16 protein-coding genes are annotated in these 16197 nt (G+C 67.7%); 3 read left to right on the forward strand and 13 right to left on the reverse strand.

Features of this window, described 5'->3' with window-relative positions; all coding sequences use genetic code 11:
- Positions 1-2: 2 nt before the first annotated feature.
- From RIB45_RS12385 to ccsA, 3 genes are all read right to left on the reverse strand, one after another.
- Complete coding sequence (locus RIB45_RS12385; protein WP_350050606.1) at positions 3-1163, reverse strand: two-component system sensor histidine kinase NtrB; 1161 nt, start codon at positions 1161-1163, stop codon at positions 3-5.
- Complete coding sequence (gene dusB / locus RIB45_RS12390; RefSeq protein WP_350050607.1) at positions 1160-2263, reverse strand: tRNA dihydrouridine synthase DusB; 1104 nt, start codon at positions 2261-2263, stop codon at positions 1160-1162. The genes RIB45_RS12385 and dusB overlap by 4 nt, the downstream gene beginning before the upstream one ends.
- Positions 2264-2362: 99 nt before the next feature.
- Entirely contained in the window at positions 2363-3184 is an 822-nt protein-coding gene (gene ccsA / locus RIB45_RS12395) for a cytochrome c biogenesis protein CcsA (RefSeq protein ID WP_350050608.1), read from the reverse strand.
- Between the two features lie 80 nt (positions 3185-3264).
- Between ccsA and RIB45_RS12400 the strand changes: the two genes are divergently transcribed.
- From RIB45_RS12400 to RIB45_RS12410, 3 genes are read left to right on the forward strand one after another with little or no spacing between them, the layout of a single operon-like run.
- The gene (locus RIB45_RS12400) at positions 3265-4491 is read left to right on the forward strand and encodes a bifunctional 2-C-methyl-D-erythritol 4-phosphate cytidylyltransferase/2-C-methyl-D-erythritol 2,4-cyclodiphosphate synthase (protein ID WP_350050609.1); all 1227 of its coding nucleotides are present in this window, start codon (positions 3265-3267) and stop codon (positions 4489-4491) included.
- On the forward strand, positions 4488-5060 hold the full coding sequence (locus tag RIB45_RS12405; protein ID WP_350050610.1) for a phosphatidylglycerophosphatase A family protein: 573 nt from the start codon (positions 4488-4490) through the stop codon (positions 5058-5060). Before RIB45_RS12400 ends, RIB45_RS12405 begins: the two co-directional genes overlap by 4 nt.
- Complete coding sequence (locus tag RIB45_RS12410; protein ID WP_350050611.1) at positions 5047-5532, forward strand: CinA family protein; 486 nt, start codon at positions 5047-5049, stop codon at positions 5530-5532. The genes RIB45_RS12405 and RIB45_RS12410 overlap by 14 nt, the downstream gene beginning before the upstream one ends.
- Before the next feature lie 10 nt (positions 5533-5542).
- Here RIB45_RS12410 and RIB45_RS12415 read toward each other — a convergent pair whose 3' ends face one another.
- The 10 genes from RIB45_RS12415 to RIB45_RS12460 form a co-directional block, all read right to left on the reverse strand.
- Positions 5543-6772 (reverse strand): cation:proton antiporter, encoded by a 1230-nt coding sequence (locus RIB45_RS12415; RefSeq protein WP_350050613.1) that lies wholly within the window; start codon positions 6770-6772, stop codon positions 5543-5545.
- A gap of 7 nt (positions 6773-6779) precedes the next feature.
- Positions 6780-7598 carry a helix-turn-helix transcriptional regulator gene (locus RIB45_RS12420; protein WP_350050614.1) on the reverse strand — a complete coding sequence of 273 codons (819 nt, stop codon included), beginning with the start codon at positions 7596-7598 and terminating at the stop codon, positions 6780-6782.
- A gap of 187 nt (positions 7599-7785) precedes the next feature.
- Positions 7786-8217 carry a type II toxin-antitoxin system RatA family toxin gene (locus RIB45_RS12425; RefSeq protein ID WP_350050615.1) on the reverse strand — a complete coding sequence of 144 codons (432 nt, stop codon included), beginning with the start codon at positions 8215-8217 and terminating at the stop codon, positions 7786-7788.
- A 49-nt stretch (positions 8218-8266) separates the two neighbouring features.
- Complete coding sequence (gene lipA / locus RIB45_RS12430) at positions 8267-9307, reverse strand: lipoyl synthase (protein WP_350050616.1); 1041 nt, start codon at positions 9305-9307, stop codon at positions 8267-8269.
- Positions 9308-9427: 120 nt separating this feature from the next.
- A complete protein-coding gene (locus RIB45_RS12435; RefSeq protein WP_350050618.1) occupies positions 9428-9724 on the reverse strand; it encodes a hypothetical protein in 297 nt (98 codons plus the stop codon).
- A 291-nt stretch (positions 9725-10015) separates the two neighbouring features.
- A complete protein-coding gene (gene lpdA / locus RIB45_RS12440) occupies positions 10016-11428 on the reverse strand; it encodes a dihydrolipoyl dehydrogenase (protein WP_350050620.1) in 1413 nt (470 codons plus the stop codon).
- 31 nt (positions 11429-11459) lie between these two features.
- Positions 11460-12890 carry a pyruvate dehydrogenase complex dihydrolipoamide acetyltransferase gene (locus RIB45_RS12445; RefSeq protein ID WP_350050622.1) on the reverse strand — a complete coding sequence of 477 codons (1431 nt, stop codon included), beginning with the start codon at positions 12888-12890 and terminating at the stop codon, positions 11460-11462.
- 27 nt (positions 12891-12917) lie between these two features.
- Complete coding sequence (locus RIB45_RS12450; RefSeq protein WP_350050624.1) at positions 12918-14318, reverse strand: pyruvate dehydrogenase complex E1 component subunit beta; 1401 nt, start codon at positions 14316-14318, stop codon at positions 12918-12920.
- Between the two features lie 32 nt (positions 14319-14350).
- Complete coding sequence (pdhA, locus tag RIB45_RS12455) at positions 14351-15436, reverse strand: pyruvate dehydrogenase (acetyl-transferring) E1 component subunit alpha (RefSeq protein WP_350050626.1); 1086 nt, start codon at positions 15434-15436, stop codon at positions 14351-14353.
- Positions 15437-15781: 345 nt separating this feature from the next.
- Positions 15782-16105, reverse strand: coding sequence for an FtsB family cell division protein (locus RIB45_RS12460; protein ID WP_350050628.1), 324 nt, complete (start codon positions 16103-16105; stop codon positions 15782-15784).
- Positions 16106-16197 lie beyond the last annotated feature (92 nt).

The following is a 16197-nucleotide window of genomic DNA, read 5'->3' on the forward strand; positions in this document are numbered from 1 at the left end:
GCTCAACCGGCCGCGTCGTCATCGCTCGGCGCGTCGATCGGCTCGCTCGCGCGGAGCATCGGCAGCATGACCGAAAAGACGGTGCGTCGCGGTCGGCTGTCGACGTCGATGACGCCGCCGTGGTCGCCGATCAGCTTCGCCGCCAGCGCAAGGCCCAATCCGGTCCCGCCTTGCTTCGTGGTGATGAAGGGATCGAAAAGATTCCGGCGAATGTCCTCGGGGATGCCCGGTCCGTTGTCGCGCACGGTGACCACCAGCGGCAGATGCATTCGGCTGTCGAGCCCGGGGACCGCCAGACGAACGCCGTGCCGGAAGGCGGTCTTGACCACGATCTCCGCATCATGAACCCCCGCGCCCTGCACCGCCTCGGCCGCATTCTTGACCAAGTTCAAGAAAACCTGCACCAGCTGGTCCTTATCGCCGTAGACCGGCGGAAGGGACGGATCGTAATCGGCCGTGAAGCGGACGCCCTTGCCGAACCCGTTGCGCGCGAGCTCCAGCACCCGATCGAGGACGATGTGGATGTTGACGGCTTCGCGCTCCAGGCTCGGCCGGTCCGAGAAGACCTCCATCCGGCCGACCAGCTTCACGATGCGGTCAGTCTCCTCCTTGATCAGCTGACACAGCGCGCGGTCCTCGCCCGGCACCAGCGTCTCCAGCAACTGCGCCGCCCCGCGGATGCCGGACAGCGGATTCTTCACTTCATGCGCCAACATCGCCGAGAGGGCGCTCACCGAGCGGGCGGCGCCGCGCTGGGTCAGCGCGTCATCGATCTTGCCGGCGATGGTGTGCTCTTTCAGCGTGATGACCACGCCGCCCTCGACGTCGCCCAACGGCGCCGCGTCGATCGACAGCAGGTGACGGCCGATCCGCGGCGTCTGCAATTGGACGCCGTATTCCGTCATGCTGCTCTGCGAGCGGCGGACCTTCGCGACCAGCGCCAAGAGCGGGCTGTCGTGCGGGATCAGCGCCTGGAGGTTCTGGCCGAACAACGAAACCCGGCTGCCCGCGAAGAAACTCTCGGCCGCGCCGTTGACGAAGACGACGTCGTCCTTCTGATCCACGACCAGAACCGGCTCCGGCAGCGCCTCGAGGATCGCTTCCGCGGCCGGGCGCGCCGGCCCGACCACGGCGGGATCGTTTTCGGCGATGCGCAGCATCATGCGGCCTCCCGATCCGGCGGGGCCGCCTGGCGGCCCCCGTCCTCGAGGCGCGCGAAGGCGGCGCGCAACGTACGGAGCACGACCGTCGGCTCCTCCAGACGCATCAACTCGTCCCGGATGGCGGCTGCGCCGGGGACGCCGCCCCCATCCGGTCCGCGCGCGGCCTTTAGGTACCAGCTCAAATGTTTGCGCGCGTGACGCAATCCCCGATGGCGGCCGTAATGCGCCAGCATCGCCTCGTAATGTTCTGACGCCACATCGGCGATCTCCGCCGGCGACGGATCGGCGGGCCAAAGGCCGGTGCGCAGGTAAGCCGCCGCCTGTCCCACGATCCAAGGCCGGCCGTAGGCGCCGCGTCCGATCATCGCCGCGTCCGCGCCGGTTCGCTCAAGGCAGGCGTCCAGAGTGGGCGCGTCGACCACGTCGCCGTTGGCGATCAACGGCAGGTCGATCGCCGCCTTCACCCGTCCGATGAAGGCCCAATCGGCGGCGCCGGCGTATTTCTGCTCGCGCGTGCGGCCGTGGACGGTGACCGCCGCGATCCCTGCGGCTTGGGCCAGCCGGGCGAATTCGGGCGCGTTGCGGGCGTCCGCGGCCCAGCCGGTGCGCATCTTCGCGGTGACGGGCACGCCCGCCGGCCCGGCCGCCGCGACGGCGGCCTCCATGATGCGCGCGGCCTCCTCCGGCGCGCGCATCAAGGCGGAGCCGCAAAACTTGTTGGTGACCTTCTTGGCCGGACAGCCGAAATTCAGATCGATCACGTCCGCGCCCAGATCCAGGCACAGCCGCGCCGCCTCCCCCACCGCCTGCGGATCGTGTCCGGCCAGCTGGACGATGCGCGGACGCTCCTCGCCCTCCGCCTTCAGGCGGTTCAGCGTGACGCGGCTCTCGCGCACCGCTTCATGGCTGGCGATCATCTCGGAGACCACGGCCGGCGCGCCCAAGCGCCGCGCCAGCGCCCGAAACGGCGGATCGGTCACCCCGGACATCGGGGCCAGAAGAACGGGCGGATCGATCGCGATCGCGTCCGACAGACGCAACGGCGCAAGCGGTTTGCCGCCTGACGACGCGCTCGGATTGCTCTTGATTTGGGCGCCCATGGCAAATCCGTTTAATACGCCTAAAGATTAGGCATTTCGGCGCGAGCTATACGCCGGAACGCAGTCGGTTGTAAAAGGAAATCGGCGGCGGCGGACGGCTCAGCCGGCCAGGACGTCGGTCACGAACTTGACCCCGGGAAAGCCCAACGTCACCAGAAGATAGGCCACCAGCACCGCGCGCGCCGCCTTGCGTCCGCGCAACCCCCAGCGGGCCCGCGCCCACAACAGCAGCGCGATGCCTGCGAAAGCGGCCAGCGTCAACATGGTCTTGTGGTCAAGCGCCAAAAGCCGGCCGGTCTGCACCATCAGCGCCCCCATCCCCGTCACCAGACCGAGGCCGAGCAGCCCTTCGGCTGCGACCAGCAGGCGATGCTCCAGCGCCTCCGCTTCGGCGGCCGCCGGCAGCCGACGCGTCAGGCGCGTGGGCCGTCGGTTTTTCAGCGCGCGCTCCTGCAGCATCATGGCGGCGGCCGAAATGGCGGCGAGCGTAATCACCGCATAGGCCGCGACCGACAACACGATGTGCAAGGTCAGCCAGGGATCGAGGGCGCCGCCGCGCAGCAGGGCGCCGTCGCGTTCGGTGTCCGACCAGATCGTCGCGATCAATCCCAAAGCCGTCAGATAGGGGCCGAGCAGCAGAATGAGCCGCCGCGCCGCCGGCTCCAGCGCCGCGATGATCAGGTACAGTGCGGCGGCGCCGCCCGCCGTGACCCAAAGGGTCAGGCCGAATCCCGGTCGCCAGCCCTCGTCGAGCAAGGCGCCCGCCAACAGCGCCGGACCGGCGGCGCCCAGCACCGCCAAGACCCAGAAAAGCGCGTCTCCGGCCGCCTCCCGCTCCGCAGGACGGAGCCAGACGGCGGCGGCGGCGGGCAACAGGGCGGCCGCCGCGATCAGATGAAGAGGGAGGGACAAGGCGCTCATGCCGGGTTATATAACACCGGCGTCGCCGCGCTTACACGTGCTGAGTGGTCCTTTTTTCCGCGGAGGTCGCCGCAAACCCTATGTCGGACTCGTCTCGCTCCACCGTCGCCGTCCTGATCGTCGCCGCCGGCCGCGGCGTGCGCGCCGGCGGCGGCGTTCCCAAACAGTATCGCCCGCTGGCCGGCGTCCCCGTCCTGCGCCGTACGATCGAGGCTTTCCGGACGCATCCGGCGATCGGCCGGATCCTGGTGGTGATCGGACCGGAGGACGGACCCGACTACGCCGCCGCGACGCGCGATCTTGCGGCGCCGCCGGCGACGGCCGTCGGCGGCGCGTCGCGTCAAGAGTCGGTCTTCAACGGATTGACGGCGTTGGAAGAAACCGAACCGGGGCCGCCGGATCTCGTCCTTATCCACGACGCCGCCCGCCCGAATCCGCCCGCCGCCCTGATCGAGCGCGTGATCGCGAACGCCCAGCGCCACGGGGCCGCCCTTCCCGCCTTGGCCATTCCCGACACGATCAAGCGCGGGCGGCGCGACGCCGACGGCGCGCTGGTCGTCGAGGAGACGGTCCCGCGGGACACGCTGTTCGGCGCGCAGACGCCTCAGGGGTTTCGCTTCGCCGATATTCTGGCCGCGCACCGGATCGGGCGATCGGCGCAAGCGACGGACGACGCGGCGCTGTTCGAGGCGATGGGCAAACGCGTCGTATTGGTCGACGGGGCGTGGGAGGCGCAGAAATTGACGACGGAAGAGGATTTCGCGCGGGCCGAACGATCGCTCGCCGGGCCCGAGGAAACGCGGGTCGGCAGCGGGTTCGACGTCCACCGCTTCGAGGAGGGGCGCGATTTCGTGACCCTGTGCGGCGTCCGCGTGCCGCATGACCGCGGCCTGAAAGGCCATTCCGACGCGGATGTCGGGCTGCACGCGTTGACCGACGCCATCCTGGGCGCGCTGGCGCTGGGCGACATCGGAGAGCATTTCCCGCCGAGCGACCCGCAATGGCGCGGCGCCGATTCGGCGGCCTTCCTGCGCCGCGCCGTGGATCTGGCGCTCGACGCCGGCGCCCGGATCGTGCATCTGGACGTGACGCTGATCTGCGAGCGCCCGAAACTGGGGCCGCATCGCGCCGCCATGCGCGCCCGGATCGCCGACATCGCGGGGATCGCGGAGAGCCGCGTCTCGGTCAAGGCGACGACGACGGAAGGTCTTGGCTTCACCGGCCGGGGCGAAGGGATCGCCGCCCAGGCGCTCGCGACGCTGGCCGCACGCGCGGACGCAGACGCCCGGGCCGGCGGTGACGCATGAGCCTGGAGCCTTTTGATCCGCAGGCGAAGGCCGGCCCTCCGCCGCGCGGAAAAGAACCGCGCCCGCCTCCGCGCCCGCCGCCGGCGCTCGCGGTTTGGGTCGCGATCGGCTTCGGCTCGGGCCTGTTGCGGCCGGGACCGGGGACCTGGGGGTCGTTGGCGGCGCTCGGCCTTGGCGCGGGATTGTGGAGCTGGGGCGGGCCGGTCGCGCTCTACACCGCGGCCCTCGCGGCCAGTCTAATCGGCGTCTGGGCGGCCGCGCGCTACGAACACTTGACCGGTCGACACGACGCCCCCGAGGTCGTGGTCGACGAATTCGCCGGACAATGGCTGGCCTTGGCGGCGCTGCCGCTCGCCGGGGCGGCGCTCTCGCCGCAGGGCGTCGCCGCGGCCTTCGTTCTGTTCCGGCTGTTCGACATCTGGAAGCCGGGACCCATAGGCTGGGCGGACCGGCGCCTGTCCGGCGGGCTCGGCGTGATGGCCGACGACGTTCTCGCGGGACTGCTGACGGGCGCAATCTTGTGGGCGTTGACTGTCTATGGAGGGCTGGAGGCGCATGTTTCCGGATGAGTTGCTCGATCAGGCGGCGCGGTTGATCCGCGCCTGCGAAGCGCGGGACATGATGCTGGCGACCGTCGAGAGCTGCACCGGCGGCCTGATCGCCGGGTGCCTCACCTCCGTCGCAGGCTCCTCTTCGGTGATGGAGCGGGGGTTCGTGACCTACACGAACGAGGCGAAACAGCAGATGGTCGGGGCGCCCGCCGGACTGTTCGAGAGCGTCGGCGCGGTCAGTGAAGAGGTGGCGCGGGCCATGGCCGACGGCGCGATGAAGGTCGCGCCGGTGCACCTCGCCCTTTCCGTCACCGGGGTCGCCGGCCCGGGCGCGTCGGAGAGCAAACCCGCCGGTCTCGTCTATATCGGCTGTGCGCTCGCCGGCGCCCAGACCGAGGTTCGCGAGCATCATTTCGAGGGCGATCGGCAGGCCGTGCGCCTCGCCTCTGTCGCGGCGGCGCTGGATATGGCGTTGCAACGCCTCGGGTGACGCGCGGCGCTCAAATGCCGCCGCCGCGTTCCTCCCACTCTTCGGCGGGCGCATCGCCTTCCCCGCCGGTCTCCCCCAGGCGCAACAGCGCCAGACGGGTCGCGATGGGCCCCAGGAGTTCGAACAGAACCGTCGTGGCGACTGCGATCGCGATCAGCGTCTCCGCGTAGAGAGGGGCCGCCGCCCCGGCGGCCAACGCCATGCCCAGCGCGACGCCCGCCTGGGGGAACAGCGTCAGCCCCATATACCGGGCCTCGCGCGGGCGCATGCCGCCCAACCGTCCGCCGATCCACCCGCCCGCCACACGGCCCATCACGCGGAAGACGACGTAGCCGGCTCCCAAAGCGCCCGCGGCCGCGGCCGCACCGGGATCCACCGTCGCGCCGGCCAGCACGAAGAAGACGATCAGAAACGGCCAACTCAGGTGCTCGATCTCATGGAAAGGATAGTCGTGGTGGCGGGCCAGATTGACCACGACCACCCCCGCCGTCATGCCGGCCAAAAGCGGCGAGGCGTCGGCCCACAGGCTGACCCCGGCGATCAGCAGCACGACGCCCAGCGCCTCCACCAAGGTCGGTTCGCCCCGTCGGATTCGACCCGTCAGCGCCGCCGCCGGCAGGCCGATCGCCAGGCCGAGCGCGATCGAAACCCCGACCTCCCAAAGGCCGGCGCTCACCCCCGCGGCGAGACCGGCGGTTCCGGCCGCCTCGCTCGCGCCCGCCGTGACGAGGCCGAGCAGCAGGCTGAAGGCCACGACGCCCCACGCGTCGTCGATCGCGACGACACCGAGCAGCGTCTTGGAAACCGGTCCGTCGGCGCGGGCCTCGCGCACGACGTCGCGCGTCGCGGCCGGATCGGTCGCCAGCCCGACGCCCGCCAGCAGCAAGGCCAACGCCAGCGGCGCGCCGAGCGCGAGCAGCCCCCCCGCCACGACGGCGAAGGAGACCGCCGTCACCGAAAGAGACACCGCCAGAATCGCCCGGCCGTGCGCCCGCAAGGCGCTGCGCGACAATTCGCCCCCAAGCAGAAAGGCGATCATGGCGAGCGCGAAGATCGAGATCGGCTCTCGCCATCCGTCGCCGCCTTGCGGCAAGAGCGCGAACCCGGCCGGCCCGATCGCCGCCCCGAACAACACGAGCAGCGTGATCCGCGGCAGGCGCACAGCCCGACCGAGCGCGTCGAGCGCCAGCCCCACCAACAGCATGGCCCCCAGCGTAACGAAGAAGAGGGCGGTCTCCATCACGGGCTCACTCCCCTCGCTGCGGGCCGACCTGACGAGCCTCTCGGCCGTTCGGCGAACCGTCCTCTTGAATCTGGGCCGGGGCGTCGATCCAGGCGACGTCGTCCGAGCCGTCCGGCCCGCGGTCCAGCCGTTGGACGAGGGCGGCGAAGGGATGACCGTCCCGCACGCCGAAACTGGCGGCGCGCGCGTCCCAATCGTCGAACACGTCGATGAAGGGCTTCGGGTGGATCATCTTGCGCCACGCCATCGCCCGCAGACGCTGCGCCGCCTCGTCGAGCGGCGCGAGCGTCGTGTCCTCCATCACGTCGGCGAGATAATAGAGCCGCTCCGCGTGGAGGGCGTAGGCGGCGAGCATCACGCCCGCCACCTCGGCCGCGCGCGCCCCGCCGTTGAGCGTGAACTTCACCTGATCGAACAGCACCGCGCGATTCGCCCCCTCGACCAGCAGGCACAGGCGATGCTTGTCCCCCGCCTCGCCCGCGCCGTGGTCCCATCGCGCAAAGAACAAGAGGCGCTCCACCTTCAACAGGCTTCCAGGGCCGATCAGCTCCAGGATGCGCTGACTTGCGAAATAGGTCTCGTACGCGCTCGGACGCGACAGGCTGAGCAAACGCACCGTCTGGGTTTGCCCGTCCTGCTCGACCTCGACGCCCGCCCCGGCGAGCGCGCGCTCGATCGCCTCAAGGGTGCTGACGCGCGGGTCGCCGACGCCGCGTTCGATATTGTTGAGGGTGGCGAGCGAGACGCCCGCGGCCTTCGCCAACTCGCTCTGCTTGGCGTTGATGAGCGCGCGGCCGGCGCGGATCTGGGCGGCGGTTATCATGGAGGGGCGCGGGTCCATGGAGCGAAAACTAGGGATAACGCCTAGCATAATAGGATTCACCGCGGGTGGGAGTCTTTCCCGTCAACCGGCGCCTACAAGCTGTTGCGCTCCCGTACGGATCAGCCGCAAGCGTCCGTTACGGGTCCAAAACAATTTGAGACGCCAAACTGCATCTGAAGTTTTCCGATCAGCCGTACAGATCGCGCGCCCGGGTCTCGAATGCGTTCACCATACGGCGCACCGCTTCGGTGAAGACCATGCCGATCATGTGCTGCAGGAAACGCGAGCGGAATTCGAAATCGACATAAAAATCAACCACGCACCCCTCATCGTCGGGGATAAATTTCCAATGGTTTTCCAAATATTTAAAGGGGCCGTCTTCATAACTCACATCAATAATATGGTTGTCCCGATCCAGTTCAACTCGGCTGGTGAAACGCTCTGTGATCCCTTTGAAACCGATCACCAAATCGGCGACGATCAACTCTCCCTCCCGCCGGCGCACCCGCGCGCCGCGGCACCAGGGCAGAAATTCCGGATAGCGGCCGACGTCGGCCACAAGGTCGAACATCTGCTCCGCGCTGTAGGGCAGACGCTTCTTCTCGGCGTGTTTTGGCACGGGACCCTTCCCCTCGGACGCGACTGGGCTCGACCGGCGGCGCGCGGCGCTACTCGGCCGCGTCGAGCGCGGCCTGTTCGGCCTGCGCCCGCTCGCCCGCCGCCGCACCGGCGGCGACCGCCGCTTCCCGGGCGGCGCGAAGCTTCTCAAAATCCTCGCCCGCGTGATAGCTGGAGCGCGTCAGCGGCGAGGAGGAGACCATCAGGAAGCCCTTCGAGCGGGCGAGGCGCGCGTAGCTCTCGAACTCTTCCGGCGTGACGAAGCGGTCGATGGCGGCGTGTTTTACGGTCGGCTGCAGGTACTGGCCGACGGTCAGGAAGTCGACGCCGGCGGCGCGGGCGTCATCCATCACCTGGCCGATCTCCTCCGCGCTTTCGCCCAGTCCCGCCATCAGGCCGGTCTTGGTGAACATCGTCGGGTCCAGGCGCTTCACACGATGCAGCAGTTCAAGCGACGTGAAGTAGCGCGCGCCCGGTCGGATGCCGGGATAGAGGCGCGGCACGGTCTCCAAATTGTGGTTGAAGACGTCCGGCTTGGCCGCGACCACCTTCTCGATCGCCTCCGCCTTTCCTTTGAAATCGGGCGTGAGGATCTCGATCGTCGCGCCCGGCGCGTGCGCACGAATCGCTTCGATCACGTCGACGAAATGCTGCGCCCCGCCGTCCGCCAGATCGTCGCGGTCGACCGAGGTGATGACCACGTGCTCCAACCCCAGTTTCGCGACGGCGTCGGCGACCCGCGCGGGCTCGTCCGCGTCGAGGCTGTCAGGCTTGCCGGTCGAGACGTTGCAGAAGGCGCAGGCGCGCGTGCAGATCTCGCCCATGATCATGAACGTGGCGTGCTTCTTGGCCCAGCATTCGCCGATATTCGGGCAACCGGCCTCCTGGCAGACCGTGACGAGTCCGTTGTCCTCCACGATCTTCCGGGTGGCCTGATAGTCCTTGCTGACCGGCGCCTTGACCCGAATCCAACTGGGTTTGCGTTGGATGGGATTGTCCGGACGATTGCGCTTCTCCGGGTGGCGGAACTCCCGCACCCGCTTGACCACGCCGGTCTGCGCCGGCGGCTTCTCGTCGATGGGATCGCTCATACCTGACCGTCGACCTTCTGGACCTGACCACAAGAGCCCGGAAAACCGGGCGTCGGAACCAGCCTAGAAAGTGGTCGCCAGCGCCTGTCAGGTCAAGCGAGGAGGGGTCGCGGGGCACTGTTAGGGATTGCGGATGCTCAGCACGTCGTAGCCAACGCCCGCCTTGGTCGCGGCGGCGTTGACGGCGCGGACCATCTGGTCGAGATCCTTTGCGCTGTGCGCCGGGTCGCCCGGATCGAGCGACAGGTCCGTCAGAACGACCAAAATATAGCGCCAGCGATTCTGATCGAGCGCAAGTTCGCGCCGCATCCCCATGACGTTCGGATGCTCCACCGCAAAGCGGGGCGCGGCGTCAACGGGGTCGTCCGTCGCCTGATCGCTCATCGGATCGATGCCTTGCCCTTCAGCGGCGCGCATGCCGGCCGTCTCTTTCCGCCTCAGCCCCCGGACGCGTCGAGCGCGAGGACGGTCGGCGTTCGGGCGGTCGCGGTCTTACGCAGTCACAATCGCGAGGCGTCGGCCCCCCGAGCGCCCCTCCACGGTGAAACCCTAGCGGGTATCAACGCCCTGCACCATACAGGAAAAACCAAGAGTGTGAACAAAAGTCTCATAAAATATGTATAAAATCACGGGCATCATTAAAAAGAAAAGGCGAAACAGCAGGTTGACCGTTTCGCCCTCTCCATGCTCCCGGCTTCGCGCGGCCCCTCACATATGGATGACGCGTCCATAGGCGTCCAGAACCGCCTCATGCATCATCTCGCTCAACGTCGGATGCGGGAAGACGGTGTGCATCAGCTCTTCCTCGGTGGTCTCAAGCGTCTTGGCGATAGAGTACCCCTGAATCAACTCCGTCACCTCGGCGCCGATCATGTGCGCGCCCAAGAGCTCTCCGGTCTTCTCGTCAAACACCGTTTTCACCAGCCCCTCGGGCTCGCCCAGCGCGATGGCCTTGCCGTTGCCGATGAAGCTGAAGCGACCGACCTTGACCTTATGGCCCTGATCCTTCGCCTGCGCTTCGGTGAGGCCGATGGAGGCCACCTGCGGATGACAGTAGGTGCAGCCCGGGATGCGGCTGACGTCGAGCGGGTGGACCCCGTCCACGCCGGCGATCTTCTCGATGCAGACGACGCCCTCATGCTCCGCCTTGTGGGCGAGCCAGGGCGGGCCGGTCAGATCGCCGATCGCGTACACGCCGGGAACGCCGGTGCGCGAATACTCGTCGACCGTGACGTGGGTCTTCTCGACCGTGACGCCGGCCTCCTCCAGCCCGATCCCCTCGACATTGCCGACGATGCCGACGGCGGAGACGAGGCGGTCCGCGGTGATCTCCTGCGTCTTGCCGTCCTTCTCGATGACGGCCGTCACCTCGTTCGAGCCCTTCTTCAGCGACTTTACCGTCGCCTTGGTCAGGATTTTCATACCCTGTTTCTCGAAGCTCTTCTGAGCCATCTTCGAGATCTCGGCGTCCTCGACCGGCAGGATGCGGTCCATCACCTCGACGACGGTCACCTCCGCGCCCATCGTGCGGTAGAAGCTTGCGAACTCGATCCCGATCGCGCCGGAGCCGACGACGATCATCGACTTCGGCATCATGTCGGGCACCATCGCCTCGCGATACGACCAGACCAGCTTGCCGTCGACCTCCAGACCGGGGAGCTGGCGCGCCCGGGCGCCGGTCGCCAGAACGACATGCTTGGCGGTCAGATCGGCGACGGGCTTGCCGTCCTTCTCGACCGCCACCTTGCGCGCGCCCTCCTTGCCGCCGGCGAGTTTGCCCCACCCGTCGATCACGTCGATCTTGTTCTTCTTCATCAGATGGCCGACGCCCTTGGTCAGCTGACCGGCGACGGCGCGGGAGCGCTTGACGACCTTCTCGATGTCGAAGCTCGCCTTCTCGACCTTCAGGCCGTACTCCTCGGCGTGCTGGATCGTGCGATAGACCTCGGAGGTGCGCAGCAGCGCCTTGGTCGGGATGCAGCCCCAGTTGAGGCAGATGCCGCCGAGATGGTTGGCCTCGACCACTGCGGTCTTGAAGCCCAACTGGGCCGCGCGGATCGCGGTGACGTAGCCGCCCGGCCCCGCGCCGACGATGACGACGTCATAGGTGCTTTCAGCCATTGTCTTTTCCGTCCTTCGTCCGGCGCCGAAATCAGAGCATCAACGCGATCGGATCTTCGATCAGCGCCTTCAGCTCCTTCATGAATTGCGCGCCCGTGGCGCCGTCGATGCAGCGATGGTCAACCGCCAGGCTCAGCGTCATGACGGTCGCGATCTCCAAGGCCCCGTTCTTGACCACGGGACGCTGTTCGCCCGCGCCGACCGACAGGATGCCGCCCTGCGGCGGGTTGATGATCGAGCTGAAGCTCTTCACCCCGAACATGCCGAGATTGGAGATTGAGAAGGTGCCGCCCTGGTACTCTTCCGGCTTCAACTTGCCCTCGCGCGCCTTGGCGGCGAGTTCCTTCGACTCGCGCGAGATCGTCGCCAGCCCCTTCGACGCGCAATCCTTGATGATCGGCGTGATGAGGCCGCCGTCGATCGCGACCGCCATGGCCATGTCGACGCGGGAGAACTTGAGGGTCGCCTTCTCGGTATAGGCGACGTTGCAGTCGGGCACGCGTTTGAGCGCCAACGCCGTCGCCTTGATGATGAAGTCGTTGACCGATATCTTGTAGTCCGCGCCCTCCCGCTCGTTTAGCTGCTTGCGCATGGCCATCAGCTGATCGATTTCAACGTCCGCCTGGATGTTGAAGTGGGGCGTATCGCGCGCGCTTTCGGTCAGACGCTTGGCGATCGTCTTGCGCATGCCGCTGTTCGGAACCTCCTCGAACGGCGGCAGCATCTGGAAAATCGGGTCCTGCGCGCTCGCCGGGGCGGGGCTGGGCGCAGCCGCCGACGGGGCTGAAGCCTGGGCGGTCGCGGCCGTCGGCTGCGAGGTCGGCGCGGCCGCCTTGGCCCCGCCCTCGGCCGCCGTCTTTTCCACGTCGGCCTTCACGATGCGCCCGTGCGGACCGGAACCCTTGACCTGGGTCAGGTCCATCCCTTCGGCGGCGGCGATGCGACGCGCCAACGGGCTCGCGAACACCCGCTCGCCCGAGCCGGTCTTGGGGGCGGCCGGGGCCGCCGTCCCCTCGCCCGCAGGAGTCGAGGGCGCGGGCGGCCCGCCGGACGGCGACGGCTTCGGGCCCTCGCTCGGCCCCGCGCTCTGTTTCGCGGCGGCGGGCGCGGCCTCATCGGCTGAGGGCTGCGCAGCCTTTTCCGGTTGCGGCTCCGGCTCGTCGGCTTTCTTTCCGCCGCTCTCGCCGCCGGCGGACTTGGCGGCCTCGGCCGGGTCCTCGCCCTCTTCGGCCAGGATGGCGATCGGCTCGTTCACCGCCACGCCCTCGGTCCCCTCGGGGATCAGGATCTTAGCGATCACGCCTTCGTCGACGGCTTCGAACTCCATCGTCGCCTTGTCGGTTTCGATCTCGGCCAGAACGTCGCCGGAGGAGACCTCGTCCCCTTCCTTGACGCACCATTTCGCCAGCGTGCCCTCCGTCATGGTGGGCGAGAGGGCCGGCATCAGCACCTTGGTCGGCATGGCTTGTTCTCTCCTCTCCGGCCCGGCTCAGCGATAGCAGACGGATTTCGCCGCATCGACGATCAACGGCGCCTGCGGCAGCGCCAGCTTCTCCAGATTGGCGGCGTAGGGCAGCGGCACGTCCGAGCCGTGCACCCGCGTCACCGGCGCGTCGAGCCAGTCAAAGGCGTGCTCCATCATCAAGGCGGCCAGCTCGGACCCGACGCCGGCGAAAGGCCAGCCTTCCTCGCAGGACACGAGGCGGTTGGTCTTCTTCACCGAGGCCACGACGGTCTCGACGTCGAGCGGGCGGATGGTGCGCAGATCGATGACCTCGGCCTCGATCCCCTCCTCCGCCAGCTTGTCCGCCGCCTCGAGGGCGCGGCCGACCATGATCGAGAAGGCGGTGATGGTGACGTCCGCGCCCTGGCGGACGACCCGCGCCTTGCCGAGCGGCACGGTCCAATCATCCGTGTCCGGCACCTCGAAGCTCTGGCCGTAGAGCATCTCGTTCTCGAGGAAGACGACCGGGTTGGGATCGCGGATCGCCGACTTAAGCAGGCCCTTGGCGTCGGCGGAATTCCACGGGCTCACCACCTTCAGGCCCGGGCAGTGGGCGTACCAGCTGGCGTAGCACTGGCTGTGCTGCGCGCCGACGCGGCTGGCGGCGCCGTTCGGCCCGCGGAAGACGATCGGCGCGCCCATTTGGCCGCCCGACATGTAGAGCGTCTTGGCGGCGGAGTTGATGATCTGGTCGATCGCCTGCATGGCGAAGTTGAAGGTCATGAACTCGACGATGGGCCTGAGCCCCATGAAGGCGGCGCCGACGCCGAGGCCGGCGAACCCGTGCTCGGTGATCGGCGTGTCGATGACCCGCTTGGCCCCGAACTTGTCGAGCAGTCCCTGCGTCACCTTGTAAGCGCCCTCGTACTCGGCGACCTCCTCGCCCATCAGGAAGACCTTGCCGTCGCGCTCCATCTCCTCCCACATCGCGTCGCGCAGCGCCTCGCGCACGGTCTGGGTCTTGGTCGCGCCGGTCCATTCCGGCTCCGGCTCCGGCGAGGCGGCGACCGGCGCGGCGGTGGAGGCGGCGGCGGCCGGGGCCGGCTCGCTCTTCTCCTCGCTCCGCTCCGGCTGGGGCGCATCCTCAGACGAGGCGCCGTCGCCGCCGTCCGTCGCGGCGCCCTCCAAGGCGCTTTCGTCCTCGCCCTCTTCCAGCATGATTGCGATCGGCGTGTTGACGGCGACGCCTTCGGTTCCTTCGGGAACCAGGATCTTGCCGACCCGACCCTCGTCGACGGCCTCGAACTCCATCGTGGCCTTGTCGGTCTCGATCTCGGCGATGACGTCGCCGGCGGCGACCTCGTCGCCTTCCTTTACGGTCCACTTGGCCAGCGTGCCCTCGGTCATGGTGGGCGAGAGCGCCGGCATCAGCACCTGAACGGTCATCGTCTAATGTCCTCCTGCTCGGATCCGGCGCGTCACGCGTCCAACAGCACGTCCGTCCAAAGCTCGGACGGATCGGGCTCGGGGCTTTCCTGGGCGAAGTCGGCGGCCTCGGAGACGATCCGCTTCACCTCCTTGTCGATGGCCTTCAGGTCGTCCTCGCTCGCCTGGTTCGCCTCGATCAGCATCTGTTTGACATGATCGATCGGATCGTGCTGCGAGCGCATCTTGTTGACCTCCTCCTTCGAGCGGTATTTCGCCGGATCGGACATGGAGTGGCCGCGATAGCGATAGGTCTTCATCTCCAGGATGATCGGGCCTTTGCCGGCGCGGCAGTGGGCCGTCGCCTCGTCGCCCGCCTCCTTCACCGCCAGCACGTCCATGCCGTCGACCTCGAAGCCGGGGATGCCGTAGCTCTTGCCGCGGTCGTGGAGATTGGCGCCGGAGGCGGAACTGCGCTCCACCGAGGTGCCCATGCCGTACTTGTTGTTCTCGACGACATAGATGACCGGCAGCTTCCACAACGCGGCCATATTGAAGCTCTCATAGACCTGACCCTGGTTCATAGCCCCGTCGCCGGTGTAGGTCAGGCAGACGTTGTCGGTCTCGTTATACTGCAGGGCGAAACCGATCCCGGTGCCGAGCGGCACCTGCGCGCCGACGATGCCGTGACCGCCGTAGAAGTTCTTCTCTTTCGAGAACATGTGCATGGAGCCGCCCTTGCCCTTGGAGTATCCCCCCTCGCGGCCGGTCAGCTCCGCCATCACGCCCTTCGGGTCCATGCCGGTCGCCAGCATGTGGCCGTGGTCGCGATAGCTGGTGATGACGCAGTCCCCCTGCTTGGTGCAGGCCTGCATGCCCACCACGACCGCTTCCTGGCCGATATAGAGGTGACAGAACCCGCCGATCAGGCCCATGCCGTAGAGCTGGCCCGCCTTCTCCTCAAAGCGGCGGATCAGCAACATGTCGCTGTAATAGCGCTTGAGGTCGTCCGCGCTCGCCTGCGGCTTCTTGGCCGCGGCCTTCTTCGCCCCGCCTTTCTTCGCGGCCGATTTCTTGGCGGCCGATTTCTTGGCGGACGTCTTCTTACCGGAACTCTTCTTGGCGGACTCTGCGGCCATGTCGGCTCCCCTTCGCTGCCTTGCGGACGGGCGGGCGATAGACGGCAGGCGGTCGGCCGCACAGACGCTCGCCCGCCGTCCCGCGCAATCGCGCGGCCGAGCGGGCGCAATATCGCGCGGCTTCGGTCCGAAGAGTCCGGCGCCCCCTGCCCTGCATCGCCCGGGCCTTACGGTCGCGCCGCAGGCCCTTTTCCTTAAACAACAGGAGTATCCGCTGTTCGATGCGGACGCAAGAGGCGATTAAATTCTTGATTTTAATGAGAGTTTCTTACTTTAACTAAAACTCGGTTGATAAGGCTGTTGCAGCGCCCATAAGCGCCATGCGGAGGCGATCGCAGCGCCGCCTTAGCCGTCGGTCACAGGCGTGAAGACGACGACCTCGTCATCGCGCACCCGATTCAAGACAGCCCGAGAGCGCTCCTCCAACATGTCGAGGTCAAGGCTTTCCCGGCGAAGCAGGCTCACCTTGCGCTCAAGCGTCACACGCTCGGCGCGAACTTCCTCCAGCATCGTCTCGGCGCGCTGGACCTCGCTCGACAATCGCATGAAGGACAGCAGGCCGCGGTCGCCCTGAACCGTGTGATAGGCGAAATAACCGATGACGCAGGCCCCGAGGACGGGGACCACCACTTGGCGCGAGCGCCGACGGAATTCCTGCAAGACGGCCATGCCGGCAGAGAATCACGAAGCGGTTCGGCCGTCAATCGGCAATATTTTCAAGCACTTGCTCGGCAAAACCGTCCCCATTGCCGGGCAGATTT

This window comes from Marivibrio sp. (assembly GCF_040218065.1).
Taxonomy (GTDB): domain Bacteria; phylum Pseudomonadota; class Alphaproteobacteria; order UBA8366; family Aestuariispiraceae; genus Marivibrio.